We start from the raw sequence: 14,070 nt of genomic DNA, 5'->3' as shown, positions 1-14,070 counted from the left end.
AAGAAAACCCTCCCCTACGGGGAGGGAAAAAGAAAGTGTTCTTTCGACGGCCCCCCTCCCTCCGTCGGCTTCGCTAACAGCAGTCGAGACCGAATCGACGCCGTCCCAATCGACGACGCCAACACCGAGGCGACAGCCACCGAGAGAGTCACCCAAGAACTTGCTTGTGTTATCTCTCTTGGTGGGCCCTTTGGCGCTTGGAGGTGGGGTAAGAGGGTGTCATCATCTCGGTCGAAAAACTCTCTCAGCGATCAAATACACGGCCCCATTATTCGCTTATCGGCCCTCGAATAGATTGGTAGGAACGTCGCCGTCGACGTTGATACCCCACAGTCCGACTATGGAACCCGCTGTATGGCTGTTAGTCCTCGTTCTGTAGCCTTCGAGTGGGTAATACATAGGCTGTATCCTCTTGGTGAGAGGTCTGCACAGTACGCCCTTGACGATATTTTGAGAAGATACCCTTCGGAACGCCGCCACCGACAGCTCCGAGAAGGGGGCAAAAGAACGAACGTGAGTGTAGAATCACCCCCCACTATCGCGTTTCCCACCGAGGGCAAGGGGGTTGGATCATCTGGTCGGAGAAAATCGCTCCAAGGGTGTGATTCACAGAGGGCCAGTATTTCCGATCTCGCCGTCGATGCCGTCGATTCTCCCCGTGAGATAGTATCAAATTTCAGTGAATAGTGAGAGAGTTATACGGAATCCTATACTTATTGCAGAGGGTAACAGTCTGTATGTGGGAGTACAGACTGATATATATCACAAAGGCCACCGTTTCCATTGGAAACAGCAGAGAGACAGGGAGACGTGGTTAGATTTTGTCTAAGAACTGCCGTCGCTGTTCTGCTTTCTCGTCCTCACTCCGTCGATCGTAGTGTCGATCCAACACGTCCTGGGAGACGTTCATCCGATCGCTCACAACTTTTTCAGGAACGTCTTGACGGAGATGATGGGTGATCGCGCCTCTACGCACAGGATGGCCCGACACCGTCGACGGACACTTGCAGGCGTCGTTCGTCCGTTGGGCCGCCTCGCAGGTATCGGGATCTTCCCCGTGCGGACAACCTCGCCCCGTTTGACAAGGGCGTGTGACTGCGTAGATCGTCCGTCGGATCGAGTTTTTCGCGGGGCGTCCGTTGTGCGTTGTGAACAACGGTTCTCGCCCGTGATCGTCGACGACGTCGTGTCTATGTTCATCGACGTAGGCGTCGATCACCGCCGAGACGTCCGTCGACAACGTCACGAACCGCTCGGCGTTCTCACCGTTCTTCAACGGTGACCCTGTGTCGGGTCGGTGTCGGATCCGTAGGCGGTCCCGCTCGGCTTCAAAATCACTCACGTCGAGTCCCTGGGCCGTGCCCGTCCGAATCCCCGTGTGCCACAAGAGCGCAAAGAGGGCGTGACTGCGGCTCCCATAATGGTACTTGCGGAGGTACCCGAGGATCTCGGTCGCTTCGTCCGATTCCAACATCTCGGAGCTGGCGTTTCGCTCTCGCTCGGGAAGGACGATCCGCTCGGCGACGCCCCTCGGGACGGCGTCGATCCCCTCGCAGAAGCGAACGAATTGCCGCACCGTCGACAGGTAGATACTCACCGTCGACTGCTGGTACTCTTCTTTGAGCGCCAGATGGTATTCGTGGACGGTGCGGGCCGTCACGTCGTTGAGGTTTCGGATGTCGTTCTTGATGCACCACTCGGAGAACGACGTAAGGTGCTTGTCGTGCAATTCGAGGGACCGCTCTGCTAATTCATCCTGTCGAGATCGCAGATACAGTTGTTTCGCTTCGGTCGGTTCGGTCGGTTCGAGTCGCCTCGGTCGGTCCCCGTCCGTCGGGGGATTGTGTTCTCGGCTCATCGGTGGTCCGAACCGACGGACGATACCGACGACTCCCGAGATCGTCTACGGCAGTCCCGCGAGGTTGCGAGCGGGACCTCGCGAGGCGTGTCTCGCGGTGTCTCCGATAACGATCGAAAGTACTACTCGATCGACCGCGCGCGAGAGGTGCTGGGCTACGAGCCCCAGGACAACTCCGCGGAGTGGGACGGCAAAGACCACGTCGACGGCGAGCGCTGAGGCGGCGCGTCGCCGATCGGCGTCCGTTCCCTACGATCCGCTCCACGCGTCGTGGGCGCGGATCTCCTCGCGGACCGCCTCGCAGTCCGCCTCGGAGCGCATCTCGAAGGCGTCGACGACCTGCGAGCGCGTCTGGCGGTCGACGACGCTCGTGCCGTCTGCGGTCTCGATGCGGAACGTCGGCGTGGACGAGCCGAGCAGGTCGGATCCCGACGAGTCGTCGACGACGGTCGGGAGCACGCCGTGGCTCGCGAGCACGCGGACGAGTTCGTCTCGGCCCTCTTCGAGCGCGTCTTTGACGTCGTCTTGGATGACCATAGCCACGCGTCGGTACGGGCCGGGAATCGTATCAGTGTTTTGTCCGGACGAGCCGGATCAGTCGAACAGCCCCGAGACGTCGCGCTCGCGGCTCCGACGCCGCTCAACGTGGGCCCGCAGTCGGTCGTAGACGACGGTCCGACGCTCCCGGTCGGCGGCGAACTCGAACAGCATCCCGGCGAAGCCGCGCGAGCGGTCCGAAGCGAGCGTCGAGTCCGAGTCCCCGTCCAGTTCCGCGCGGGCGTACCGGACCGCGTCGTCGACGACCGATTCGTCGAACGCGTCGTACTCCTCGGCGAGGAGCGCGGCGGCGCTCCCCGCCTCCGCGAAGGAGAGCGCCCGCGGCGTCAGTTCCGCGCCCTCGTGTCGCAGCGGGAGCGGGCGGCGGCGCTCGGCGAACTCCGGGTCGGCGGCGAGCCGGCGGAGGTGTCCTCGGACGTCGCCGACGTTCATACCCCGGTAGTCGTCGTCGAGGTCGGAGAGGTACCCGGCCGCGCTCGCCGCGAGCCTCTGCGCGCCGCTCCAGTTGCGTCCGCGGGCGTGGTGGACCGCCGCGGCGTACTGGATGAGTCCGTGGAGGAGCCGCTCGTCGGCCGTGCCGGAATCGAGCCCCAGCCACGGCTCCTCCCAGGCCTCGTGGGCCGCGCGGTAGTCGCCGGCGTTGAACACCGCGACGCCGACCCGCAGGGACTCCTGCACGCTCGGGCGTCGGCCGCGCGGGAGTAAATACTCGGCGCTCGGGGCTTCGAGAATGTCATCCGGTGACGGACTTATCCGCGTCCAGTGCCTCTTGTACGATGAATAGCGTATGATCAGACAGCCCGCCTCCACGGTCCGACGATGACCCGCTCGCGCGTGACTTGCCTCGACTGCGGCGCGGAGTTCGTCCGCCCGAACGGCTACGCGGGGAACTACTGCCCCGACTGCCACGAGTCGTGGACCGACGAACACGACGCCGATCCGGAGCCGCGACGCCTCGGCGGTCGGACGACCCCCTCGGTGCGGCACCTCGACGACGACGAGGCCGACGCGCCCCCGCGGTACGACGAGCGCGAGGAGTAGCCGGCGCCGTCGACGCGCGATCTTTTCACGTATAGAGACTGAGGACAGAGTCCTCGCTCCGCTCGTCGCGTGGCGCCGGTAAAATGTAGCGTCCTGACGGAGTCCACGCGAGCAAACGCGAGCGTGGGCACGTCAGGTCGCGAACGAAGTGAGCGTCCTGACGGAGATTTGAACTCACTCGCATCGCGAAGCGATGCTCGCTGCTCAGATCTCCGGGAGTCGCATAAACCGGCGCAGGCGACTCGCTACGCTCGTCGCGTGGCGCCGGTAAAATGTAGCGTCCTGACGGAGATTTGAACTCCGGTCCCTGGCTCCGCAAGCCAAGAGGATAGTCCACTACCCTATCAGGACTCATCTCTCCGTACTCCGCTTTGACTTATGAGGGTTACGATGCGAGAGCCCCGCGGTACGGCGACGCACGGAACCGGAAGAGGGACAAGGGCGCGTTTGATTCTCCGGTACGGCTTTTGGGGCGACTGTCCAAGCGGAGGTATGCGCCGCCGAACGGTCCTCGCAGGCGCCGCCGCGTCCCTCCCGCTGTTGGCCGGCTGTACCGGCAGCGCGAACGACGGTTCCGAGCCGACGACCGACGAGTCAGCGACCGCGACCGACGAACCCAGCCGAACGGCGGACGACGCCGACCTCGTCAGCGGGACGCTGGTCCCGCGCGAGGAGTGCCCGACGGCCGGCGACGCGACCGTCGAACTCGGCGACGGCTCGGCCACGGTCCGCGGGTGCGTCGTCGGGAAGAACGGCTGTACCGTCCCGAGCCTGCGGGAAGTGACGATCGACGCCGAGACCGACGTCGCGACCGTCGTCGTCGCCGCCGTCGAAGAGCGCGGCGAGGACGAGGCCTGCACCGAGGCGCTCGTCAATCTCGGCTACGAGGTCCGAGTCGACGCCGGCGACGCGACGCTGACCGGGGTCGAAGTCGTCCACGACGACATCGAGGGCCGCCGGGTCGTCACGGACGTGACGCGATAGACGGGCGAAGGTTCATAGCCGAAGGCGGGGCCACAGCCGGTATGCATTTGTCGAGCCACGCGCCGGAGATCGACGGACTGCGGCGCGATCGCGGCCACGACAGCGACGGCGAGACCGCCGACAAGACAACGCTTAAGCGGCGGCCTACCTTGGCTGTGGATATGCCTGTGGCCGTATTCGCTCGACCCGCGGGGCTCCCGATCGGGCCCGCGGGTCGCCGGGGGGGTGTCGCGTAGATGGGTGCCATCGAGGAGGTGTACGAGGACCTCGACACCGACGTCGACTTCGAGGAGTTCGAGGCCGCCGTCGAGGACAAGGTCGAACAGATGGGCGGTCTCGCCGACGAGGAGACCGCGGCGATGCTCATCGCCCACGAGCTCCGCGACGAGGAGGTCGAGGGCGTCGCCGACGTCGCGCCCGGGATGGACGACGTGAAGTTCCTCGCGAAGGTGATGCGGATCGGCGAGCTGCGGAGCTTCGAGCGCGACGGCGACGACGAAGACGGCAAGGTCGTCAACGTCGAGGTCGCCGACGAGTCCGGCCGCATCCGGATCGCGATGTGGGACGATATGGCCGAGGACGCCGTCGAGAGCCTCGAAGAGGGGGAGACCCTCCGCGTGGCCGGCCGGCCCAAGGAGGGCTACAACGGCGTCGAGGTCGACGTCGACAAGGTCGAGCCCGCGCCGGACGCCGAGGTCGACGTCGACACCCAGGACACCTACCGCGTCGAGGACCTCGCGCTCGGGCTCTCGGACGTGAACCTCAAGGGCCGCGTCCTCAGCACCGACAGCGTGCGGACGTTCGACCGCGACGACGGCTCGGAGGGCCGGGTCTCGAACCTCACGCTCGGCGATCCGACGGGGCGGATCAGAGTGACCCTCTGGGACGAGAAGGCCGACCTGGCGACGGAGTTCGGGCCGGGCGAGTCCGTCGAGGTCGTCGACGGCTACGTCCGCGAGCGCGACGGGACGCTCGAACTCCACGTAGGGAACCGCGGCGCGGTCGACGCCCTCGACGAGGAGATCGAGTACGTCCCCGACACGACCGACGTCGCCGACCTGGAGATGGGCGAGACCGTCGATATCGCCGGCGGCGTGATCGAGACCGATCCCAAGCGGACGTTCGACCGCGACGACGGCTCGGAGGGCCAGGTGCGGAACGTCCGCATCAAGGACGAGACCGGCGACATCCGCGTGGCGCTGTGGGGCGACAAGGCGGACCTCGACATCGACCTCGCGGACTACGTCGTCTTCACCGACGTCGAGATCCAGGACGGCTGGCAGGACGACCTCGAAGCCTCGGCGGGCTGGCAGTCCGCGGTCAGCGTGATGGACGACGCGCCCGAGGACGCCGCCGACACCGAGACCGAGTCCGCGCAGTCGACCGGGCTGGGCGCCTTCGGCGACGGATCCGACTCCGAGGCCGGGAGCGAGGCGGCCTCGGCGACCGCCTCGTCGGGGGCGTCCGACGCCGGCGGAAGCGCGAGCGGCGGCAACGCCGCGGCCGTGGCCGAGCGCCCCGATTCCGCAGGGGGTGATGCCGGCGACGGCGCGAACGAGACCGAGACCTTCACCGGCACGGTCGTCCAGGCGGGGAGCCCGGTCGTCCTCGACGACGGCACCGAGACCCGAAGCGTCGAGACCGACGAGTCGCTCCGCCTGGGCGAGGAAGTGACCGTCACCGGGCCCGTCGACGGCGGGACGATCGCAGCGACGGAGATCGAGCGGCCGAACTGATCCCGCGGTCGTCAGTCGTCGGTCGTCGGTTTCGCCCCCGGCCCCGAGAAGGGGACTCGTGAATCGACTCAAAGCCGGCACCGAGCGGCGGCGCTCGCACCGAGCCACCGGCCGCCACAGTACGGCTACGGAAAGGATTATACGCCGGTCGAACAGGATATAGTGGTAATGAGTGTCGAGTTGCCGTTCGCCCCCGTGGACGCCATCATCCGACGGAGAGCCGGCGACCTCCGGGTCAGCTCGGGGGCCGCAGAGGAACTCGCTCGCCGCGTCCAGGAGCACGGGGCGGAGCTCGCCGTCGACGCGGCCGAGCGAGCGGGGAGCGACGGCCGCAAGACGCTGATGGCCGAGGACTTCGGCGTCCAGCAGGTCGTCAGCCGACGCGAACTCGAACTCCCGATCGCGCCGGTCGACCGCATCGCCCGGCTGAAGATCGACGACCGCTACCGCGTCGCGATGGACGCCCGGATCGCCCTGGCGGACATCCTCGAAGACTACGCCGACAACGTCGCGAGCGCGGCCGCGACGCTGGCGCGGCACGCGGACCGCCGGACCGTACAGGCCGAAGACATCGAGACGTACTTCGCGCTCTTCGAGTAGCGATGCAGTTCGGCTACAGCGAGACCTGTCTCGCACACGACACCGGCGAGCGCCACCCCGAGACGGCCGACCGGCTCCGGGCCATCCGGCGGGCGCTCGCGAAGCGCCACGGCGTCTCCTACGTCGAGGCCGACCCCGCCGACGCGGCCGCCGTGGCCGCCGTCCACGACGACGACTACGTCGAGGAGATCCGGGAGTTCTGCGAGGACGGCGGCGGCAACTGGGACCCCGACACGGTCGCCTCCGACGCCACCTGGGACGCCGCGCTCACCTCCGCTGGGCTGGCCCAGTGGGCCGCCGAGGCGGCCGTCGACGGCGCCGACGGTCGCGATACGCCCTTCTCGATCGGCCGGCCGCCCGGCCACCACGCCGTCGAGGACGACGCGATGGGCTTTTGCTTCATCAACAACGCCGCCGTCGCCGCCCAGGCCCTCCTGGACGATTCCACTACTGGCGTCGAGCGCGCGGTCGTCTTCGACTGGGACGTCCACCACGGCAACGGCACCCAGGACATCTTCTACGATCAGGGCGACGTCCTCTACGCGTCGATCCACGAGGAGGGGCTCTACCCCGGCACCGGCGAGGTGGCCGAGACCGGCGACGGCGACGGGGAGGGGACGACGCTGAACGTCCCGCTCTCTGCGGGGGCCGGCGACGAGGACTACCTGCTCGCCGTCGAGGAACTGCTCCGTCCGGTCACAGAGCGGTACGACCCGGACCTCTTCATCGTCAGCGCGGGCTTCGACGCCCACCGCCACGACCCCATCTCGCGGATGCGCGTCTCGACGGAGGGCTACGCCCTCCTCACCGATCGGATCCGCTCGCTCGCCGACGACGTCGGCGCCGCGCTCGCGTTCGTCCTGGAGGGCGGCTACGGACTCGACACGCTCTCGGAGGGCGTCGCGATCGTCCACGAGACCTTCGACGGCCGCGAGGCGATGGACCCCGACGGCGAGCCCGACGAGAAGACCCGTCGGCTCGTCGAGGACGTCCGCGAGGCCCACGACCTCGACGGGTGAGCCGACCCGCCTACGGCCGCGGCGCGAAGTACCGGGCCAGTTCGGTCCCGAACTCCGCCGCCAGCGACGCCACCTCGTCGCCGGCGAGCACCTCGTAGTCGTTCTCCAGTTCGGTCTCGACCTGGGCGCCTAGCCCCACAGAGAACAGTTCGTCGGATTCCAGGAACGCGACCGCGTCGGTGAAGTCGCGCTCGCGCTCGACCACGTAGCGGTCGCCGTCGATGAACGGGCCGTAGGGGTCGACCCGCTCGCCCGATCGGTCGGCGTAGGCGTCCGCGAAGCCCTCGGCGTGCCGGCGGACGTGGACGGGCGGCCCCTGGTGGCGCTCGACGGCCGGGAGCGTCCGGTGGGCGAGTTCGACGAACAGCGCCGCCCGGTCGTCGGCGAAGGCGGTCGCGCGGAGCGGGCCGAACCCCCACCGGTCGAGCGCGTCCCGGATCCCCGACAGCGACTTTTCGAGCTGGGGGTACAGCTGGTCGTCGACGACGTCCGGGGCGTCGAAGACGACCGCGACGGGCGTCGTCCCCCGGCGTTCGACGTGTGTCGCAACCGCCTCCGCGTCGAGCGGCTCGGGCTCGCGGGGCTCGAAGAGCGCCTCGCGCGGGTCCGCGCGGAACTCGCGGGCGTAGTGCTGGAGCCGCGCGACGTTCTCGGCCGAGCAGACGGCGGCGACGTTCCGGGACGGATCGGTCGGGTCGACCATCACGAGCGGGTCGTCGTGCTCGGTGGTCGCGTGGCCCTCGGGGTCGAAGGCGACCGGCGGGTGCCAGTCCGCCGCCGCCGCGAGCAGCGAGTCGAGGTCGCCGAACTCGAGGACCAGAAGCTCCGAGAGGTAGCCCGAGAAGCCCCGCGTCCGGAGGTCGCTCCCGTAGGCGCCGATCCCCTTCAGGAACTGCTTGAACACCCGGATCTCGCCGGCGAGGTCGTCGTCGATGTGCGCCCTGAGGTAGGCGTTGTGGTGGGGCGTGCGGTCGACCGACGACTGGAGAGCCGAGCCCTCAGCGACGTCGTAACAGGGGACCAGATCGACGTCGAACCCCGCGAACTCGCCGGTGACGTAGGGGTGTTCGGCGTACTCCTCGTGGCCCTCGGGGAGGACTGCGTTGCCGATTTCGAGGCCGTAGCGCTCTAGCGTGGCGCGGTCGAGCGAGGGCGGAAAGCGGACGAAGACGTCAATGTCGCGGTCGCCCGCGAGCCACGTGCCGCGGGCGGTCGAGCCCACCTGAACGACGTCGGCCTCGACCGGCAGCGCGTCGAGTTCGGCCTCGATGCGCGAGACGAGCGTCGCGGTCGCCTCGCGCATCGCCTCGCGCTCGTCGGCGTCGGGCGTGACGCGCTCGCGGACCCGCTCGATCACGCGGCGGCGTGCCTCCTCTGCGGCCATCGTTGTCGCGGCTTCGCGGGGCGCCGGCGAAAGGGTGTCGATACGGGCGCCGGACCGCGTCGGCGTCGCCAACGGCGTCGGCGCGGATCGCCGTACTCCGCTCCGTGCGGTGAAAACGAAAGCCCTATCATTGCACCTCGGTCTACGTTCGTGTGCGGACGGAGAGCCGTCGTAGCTCAGTTGGTAGAGCACCTCGCTGTTAACGAGGTGGTCCCAGGTTCGAGCCCTGGCGACGGCGTGGTTTTCCGAGCGCCGAGCGCCCCGCATCCGTTTCCTGTGGTTTTATTTTGTCGTTTCCCTTGGCGGAATATATGCTGACGCCGCCAGACACGGATCCGCTCACGCCGGAGGATCGGACGCTTATGGGCCCCGGGCCAAGCGAGGTCCACCCGCGCGTGCTTCGGGTGATGAGCGCGCCGCTCGTCGGCCACCTCGACGACTCGTTCATCGAGATTATGGACGAGGTACAGGAGCTGCTCCGATACACGTTCCAGACCGAAAACCGGTGGACGATCCCGGTGAGCGGCACGGGATCGGCGGCGATGGAGGCCGCGTTCGCGAACGTCGTCGAACCGGGCGACACCGTGCTCGTCCCGACGAACGGCTACTTCGGCGGGCGGATGGCCTCGATGGCCGAACGCGCCGGCGGCGAGGTCGCCTACGTCGAGGCGCCGTGGGGCGAGCCGCTCGACCCGGACGCCGTCGCCGACGCGTTCCACCAGCACGACCCCGACGTCTTCGGGTTCGTCCACGCCGAGACGAGCACGGGCGCGCTCCAGCCGAACGTCCCGGCGCTGACCGACATCGCCCACGACAACGACGCGTACGTCATCGCCGACACGGTCACGTCGCTCGGCGGCGTCGAACTCCGCGTGGACGAGTGGGGCATCGACGTCGCCTACTCCGGGGCCCAGAAGTGCCTCTCGTGTCCGCCGGGCGCGAGCCCGCTCACGCTCTCGGACCGCGCGATGGAGAAGGTGCTCGACCGCGACTCCGAGGTCCGGTCGTGGTACCTCGACCTCTCGCTGCTTGAGGGCTACTGGGGCGACGAGCGCTCCTACCACCACACCGCGCCGATCACGAACGTCTACGCGCTCCGCGAGGCGCTCCAGCTGGTCGCCGAGGAGGGCCTCGAAGCGCGCTGGGAGCGCCACCGCGAGATGGCGACCCACCTCAAGGAGGGCCTCGAAACGCTCGGCCTCGAACTGAACCCCGAAGACGAGTACTGGCTCCCCTCCCTGAACGCGGTGCGGATCCCCGAGGGGATCGACGAGTCGGCGCTGCTCCGCGATATGAAGGAAGAGCACAATCTCGAAGTCGCGAGCGGGCTCGGCGACCTCGACGGCGAGATCATCCGCATCGGCTGTATGGGGTACTCGGCGCGGACAAGCAACGTCGAACTGGTCCTGCACGCGCTCGAAGACGCGCTGCGAAAGCAGGGCTACGAGCCGTAACTCCGCTTTCTCAGCCGTCCCCGTCGGCGGCGACGACCTCGTTCCGGAGCGTGCCGACGCCCTCGTAGGTGATCTCGACCTCGTCGCCCGGTTCGATCAGCCCGGGGTTGGCCGGGCTCCCGAACGCGACGACGTCGCCGGGGCGGAACGTGAACCGCCGCGAGAGGAACGAGACGATCTCGCGGGGGCCGAACAGCATCAGTTCGGTGTTCGCGTCCTGCCGGACCTCGTCGTTGATCCGCGTCTCCATATCGATCCCCGCGGGGTCGAGATCGGTCTCGATCCACGGGCCCAGCGGCCCCGACCCGTCGAAGGCCTTCCGGGTGGTCCGCCCCTGCTGGTCCAGCGCGTCGACGTCGTTCATAACGGTGTAGCCGCGGACGACCTCGGGGACGTCTTCGACGGCGACGTCGCGACACCGCTCGTCGATGACGGCGGCGAGCTCGCCCGCGTAGGTGAGTTCGTCCGTCCACTCGGGGTACCGGATCGGCGCGTCGTGGCCGGTCAGCGACGCCGGCGGCTTGATGAAGAAGTCCGGCTCCTCGGGCCGCTCGTAGTCCATCTGATCGAGCGTCTCCGCGTAGTTCCGACCGACGCAGTACAGCGCCGAGGGCGAACAGGGCGCGACGAGCGAGCCGTCGCGGCCCACGACGTACTCGCCGTCGTCCGCGACGACGACGCCGTCCCTGTACCGTCCGCGAACGATCCCCTCCGAGGTCTGCAGTCGTGCGAGTCGCATACGGGACGGTGGATGACCGGGACCATAGGTCTACTGCGACGGCGTCAACGGTAACGTCTAAGAGGGAGACAGCGGTAGCGTCTCGCAGGGCCCTTAGCTCAGTCTGGTTAGAGCGCTCGGCTCATAACCGAGTGGTCGATGGTTCGAATCCGTCAGGGCCCATCCGAAGAACACCCGATTCTGAGCCGAAGCGAGGAGAAGTCTCCCCGACGAATCCCGCGCCTCAGTCGTGTTCCCCGGCGGACGGCCCGGTCGCCTCCGCGGGGAGGTCGTGCTCGCGGTTGATCCGAAAGCCGTCGGTCTCCGCCCGCCCGGAGACTTCCATCTGCGGGTAGGGGATCTTGATCCCCTCGCGGTCGTAGGCCTCCTTGATCGCGCGGACGACCCGGGAGGTCGCGTTGACCTTCAGCGGGGGGCTCGGCGGCTCGATCCAAAAGCGGGCTTCGAGGACCACCGACGACCCGCCGAACGACTTGGGGAACACCCGGGGCGGCGGCGCGTCCGCGACGACGTCGACCCCCCGGATCGCGTCCATCGCCACGTCGACGGCGTGGTCGACGTCCGCCTCGTAGTCGATGCCCACCTCGACGGTGAGACGCAGGACGCCCTTCTCGCTGCGGTTCGTGATGGCGGCGTTCGCGACGCTGTCGTTCGGCATCACGACGTACTCGCCGTCGAAGTTCTCCAGTCGGGTGTTGATGATCGTGACGTCGGTGACGATCCCCTCCTCGTCGCCGATCTCGACCCAGTCGCCGATCGTGAACGGACGGGAGAACATCAGGACGAAGCCAGCGATGAGCGAGCCGAGCGTCTGACGGGCGGCCATCCCGACGACGATCCCCAGGAAGCCCGCGCCGACGAGCAGGCCCCCGAGGTCGATCTGCCAGACGGACAGGCCGGCCATCGCGACGAAGACGAAGAGCCCCAGCTGGAGCACCCGGACGATGATCTCCTCCTGGTGGGCGGTGATCTCGTCGGTTCCGGAGCCGAACTCGGCGACGATCTCCTCCAGGAGGTCGGTCGCGACGTACGCCCCGAAGAACAGGAGCCCGGTGAGCACGATCTGGCCGGCGGTCGGCGCCGAGGCGACGAGGACGCCGAGGACGAACGCCGCGGCGTCGATCTGCCCCCAGACGACCAAGAGCGCAATTGCGAGCCCCACCGCGATCAGTAGCTGGACGAACCGGATCAGCAGCCGGGCCGGCCGGGACATCGGGACGTACTCGAAGACGCGCTCAAAGGCCTCCCCGGCGCGGGTCTCGGCGATCCGTTCGGTGGCGAAGCGCCTGGACCGCCGGATCACCAGCGGGACGACGAACCGGGCGAAAACGGCCCCCAGAATCAGGAGCGCCACCGTCGCGACCGCTCGCGCTTCCGCGCTCGTGACGGTCCGGAAGACGGTTCTGAGCCCCTCCAGAAGCTCGACCTGGGTGAGCGAGGGTCCCGCTTGGAGCGGGCCGACAGCGAACATACACCGGCTCAGCGAAGCCCGTACTTGAATCTGTTGTGACGGCAGACGGGCGCTCGGAGACGCTCCCGCCGGAAATGACCAGAGTGAGAGAACGTCTCAATCGTCCGTTTCGGACGGAACGGGCGGATCCGTTCCCGCGGAGTCAGAGTCGTGAAGTCCCGCCGAGCCGAGCGAGCGCTGTTGGAGCGTCCGCCGGAGGCCGATCGACGCGATCGACGCGGCGCAGTCGGCCGTTTCGCGGATCGCCGGGAGCGCCCGCGCGAGGCGGTACTCGCCGTCGGGCGCCTCGAAGAGCCGGCGCCCGAGATCGTCGACGGTCGTGCGGACGGCGTCGCGGCGTTCGAGGACGTTCCAGACGGCGTCCGTGTCGGGATCGAAGACCGTATCGACGGCCGTTTCGACGGCCTCGCGTGCGTCTTCGGCGACCGTCTCGAACGCCGCGACGCGGGTGTCGGTGCGGTCGGGGTCCGCGTCGGGGTCGGAAGGGGAGTCGAAGTCGGCGGCGACGGTCGCGATCCGATCGGCACAGGCCGCGATTCGGCGGAGGTCGTCCGCCAACTGGAAGAAGCAGAACAGGTCCGGGCGGCCCTCCCCGAGCCGGTCGACCTCGTCCAGCCGCGAGAGGCTCCGGACGAAGTACCGCTCGACGACCGCCGACAGGCGGTCGGCACGCGCGTCGTCCGTCGCGGGCCCCGCGTCGATCTCGGGGTCACACAGCGCCGCCGTCGCCTCGCGGTGGTGGGAGAGGGCGACGAACCGGAGGTGACGAACCGACTGCCTGATCGAGACCTGCTCGGAGTCGAGGACGTTTCTAACGGCGACGGTCGTGTCGGACTCCTCGGCAATCGTGACGCCGGAGAGCGCCCGCACGGTCGAGCGGAGGGCGGTTCGCTGGTCGTCGTCGAGGCCGTCGGCGGCGACGACGTCGACGTCGAGCGCGCCGGCGGTGTACGCCGCCCGCAGGAGGCGGGTGACCTGCGTCCGCGACTCCTCGGCGATCGGGAGTTCGAGCCGGGAGAGGTCGTCGGTCGCCGGCTGGATCGTCAGGGGGCCGTCGAGGTGGGCGTGTAGCTGCACGACGTCGCCCGCCGAGAGCCCCTGCTCTGTGGCCCACTCCCGCGGGAGCGACACCGTGTACGTTCCGTTGCTGACTCGCTGTATCTTCCGTGTCTCCATCCTTGGTCGGAATCGCTGTCGGTCGCCGCGCTGTGCGAGGTGCCGTCGCG

At 68.1% G+C, this 14,070-nt stretch carries 13 protein-coding genes, 3 tRNA genes and 1 pseudogene; 9 read left to right on the top strand and 8 right to left on the bottom strand.

The genetic code is table 11. From position 1 onward, the window contains the following. Window positions 1–814: 814 nt before the first annotated feature. Window positions 815–1,858: a tyrosine-type recombinase/integrase gene (locus tag OS889_RS03840; RefSeq protein WP_372387451.1), complete on the bottom strand. Its 1,044-nt coding sequence runs from the start codon at window positions 1,856–1,858 to the stop codon at window positions 815–817. Between the two features lie 96 nt (window positions 1,859–1,954). Here OS889_RS03840 and OS889_RS03835 point away from each other — a divergent pair. Then, window positions 1,955–2,077, top strand: a pseudogene (locus OS889_RS03835) (NAD(P)-dependent oxidoreductase); the annotation flags it as partial. Between the two features lie 30 nt (window positions 2,078–2,107). On the opposite strand, the gene OS889_RS03830 reads toward OS889_RS03835, so the two are convergent. Both OS889_RS03830 and OS889_RS03825 read right to left on the bottom strand, forming a co-directional pair. Beyond that, window positions 2,108–2,395 (bottom strand): hypothetical protein, encoded by a 288-nt coding sequence (locus tag OS889_RS03830; RefSeq protein ID WP_372387449.1) that lies wholly within the window; start codon window positions 2,393–2,395, stop codon window positions 2,108–2,110. A 57-nt stretch (window positions 2,396–2,452) separates the two neighbouring features. Next, on the bottom strand, window positions 2,453–3,094 hold the full coding sequence (locus tag OS889_RS03825) for a DUF309 domain-containing protein (RefSeq protein WP_372387447.1): 642 nt from the start codon (window positions 3,092–3,094) through the stop codon (window positions 2,453–2,455). Between the two features lie 141 nt (window positions 3,095–3,235). Here OS889_RS03825 and OS889_RS03820 point away from each other — a divergent pair, with 141 nt between their 5' ends. Then, window positions 3,236–3,457, top strand: coding sequence for a DUF7564 family protein (locus OS889_RS03820; RefSeq protein WP_372387445.1), 222 nt, complete (start codon window positions 3,236–3,238; stop codon window positions 3,455–3,457). 278 nt (window positions 3,458–3,735) lie between these two features. On the opposite strand, the gene OS889_RS03815 is transcribed toward OS889_RS03820, so the two are convergent. Then, a tRNA-Arg gene (locus OS889_RS03815) sits at window positions 3,736–3,808 on the bottom strand. A gap of 141 nt (window positions 3,809–3,949) precedes the next feature. Between OS889_RS03815 and OS889_RS03810 the strand changes: the two genes are divergently transcribed. The 4 genes from OS889_RS03810 to OS889_RS03795 all read left to right on the top strand — a co-directional run bounded on the left by OS889_RS03810 (window position 3,950) and on the right by OS889_RS03795 (window position 7,796). Then, window positions 3,950–4,441 carry a hypothetical protein gene (locus tag OS889_RS03810; protein WP_372387443.1) on the top strand — a complete coding sequence of 164 codons (492 nt, stop codon included), beginning with the start codon at window positions 3,950–3,952 and terminating at the stop codon, window positions 4,439–4,441. A 236-nt stretch (window positions 4,442–4,677) separates the two neighbouring features. Further along, complete coding sequence (locus tag OS889_RS03805; RefSeq protein WP_372387441.1) at window positions 4,678–6,177, top strand: single-stranded DNA binding protein; 1,500 nt, start codon at window positions 4,678–4,680, stop codon at window positions 6,175–6,177. Between the two features lie 168 nt (window positions 6,178–6,345). After that, window positions 6,346–6,777, top strand: coding sequence for a histone family protein (locus OS889_RS03800; RefSeq protein WP_372387440.1), 432 nt, complete (start codon window positions 6,346–6,348; stop codon window positions 6,775–6,777). 2 nt (window positions 6,778–6,779) lie between these two features. Beyond that, window positions 6,780–7,796, top strand: coding sequence for a histone deacetylase family protein (locus OS889_RS03795; protein WP_372387438.1), 1,017 nt, complete (start codon window positions 6,780–6,782; stop codon window positions 7,794–7,796). A gap of 10 nt (window positions 7,797–7,806) precedes the next feature. Here the strand turns inward: OS889_RS03795 and cca are convergent, their stop codons facing one another. Then, the gene (gene cca, locus OS889_RS03790) at window positions 7,807–9,180 is read right to left on the bottom strand and encodes a CCA tRNA nucleotidyltransferase (protein WP_372387436.1); all 1,374 of its coding nucleotides are present in this window, start codon (window positions 9,178–9,180) and stop codon (window positions 7,807–7,809) included. Between the two features lie 165 nt (window positions 9,181–9,345). Here cca and OS889_RS03785 point away from each other — a divergent pair. Together OS889_RS03785 and OS889_RS03780 are read left to right on the top strand one after the other, a co-directional pair. After that, window positions 9,346–9,418 (top strand) — tRNA-Asn (locus tag OS889_RS03785). A gap of 73 nt (window positions 9,419–9,491) precedes the next feature. Then, window positions 9,492–10,634, top strand: a complete 1,143-nt coding sequence (locus OS889_RS03780) for a pyridoxal-phosphate-dependent aminotransferase family protein (protein WP_372387434.1) — start codon at window positions 9,492–9,494, stop codon at window positions 10,632–10,634. A gap of 10 nt (window positions 10,635–10,644) precedes the next feature. Here the strand turns inward: OS889_RS03780 and OS889_RS03775 are convergent, their stop codons facing one another. Next, on the bottom strand, window positions 10,645–11,373 hold the full coding sequence (locus OS889_RS03775; protein ID WP_372387432.1) for a fumarylacetoacetate hydrolase family protein: 729 nt from the start codon (window positions 11,371–11,373) through the stop codon (window positions 10,645–10,647). Between the two features lie 87 nt (window positions 11,374–11,460). Here OS889_RS03775 and OS889_RS03770 point away from each other — a divergent pair. Continuing rightward, window positions 11,461–11,535 (top strand) — tRNA-Ile (locus OS889_RS03770). Between the two features lie 61 nt (window positions 11,536–11,596). On the opposite strand, the gene OS889_RS03765 is transcribed toward OS889_RS03770, so the two are convergent. Both OS889_RS03765 and OS889_RS03760 read right to left on the bottom strand, forming a co-directional pair. Beyond that, a complete protein-coding gene (locus tag OS889_RS03765) occupies window positions 11,597–12,844 on the bottom strand; it encodes a mechanosensitive ion channel family protein (RefSeq protein ID WP_372387430.1) in 1,248 nt (415 codons plus the stop codon). Between the two features lie 96 nt (window positions 12,845–12,940). Next, window positions 12,941–14,020: an AbrB/MazE/SpoVT family DNA-binding domain-containing protein gene (locus OS889_RS03760; protein ID WP_372387428.1), complete on the bottom strand. Its 1,080-nt coding sequence runs from the start codon at window positions 14,018–14,020 to the stop codon at window positions 12,941–12,943. Between the last annotated feature and the right edge of the window lie 50 nt (window positions 14,021–14,070).

Source organism: Halobellus sp. MBLA0158 (genome assembly GCF_041477585.1).
Taxonomy (GTDB): Archaea; Halobacteriota; Halobacteria; order Halobacteriales; family Haloferacaceae; genus Haloquadratum; species Haloquadratum rubicundus.
The sequence above is the reverse complement of the archived record's forward strand: the minus strand, read 5'-3'. Positions and strand labels throughout refer to the sequence as shown.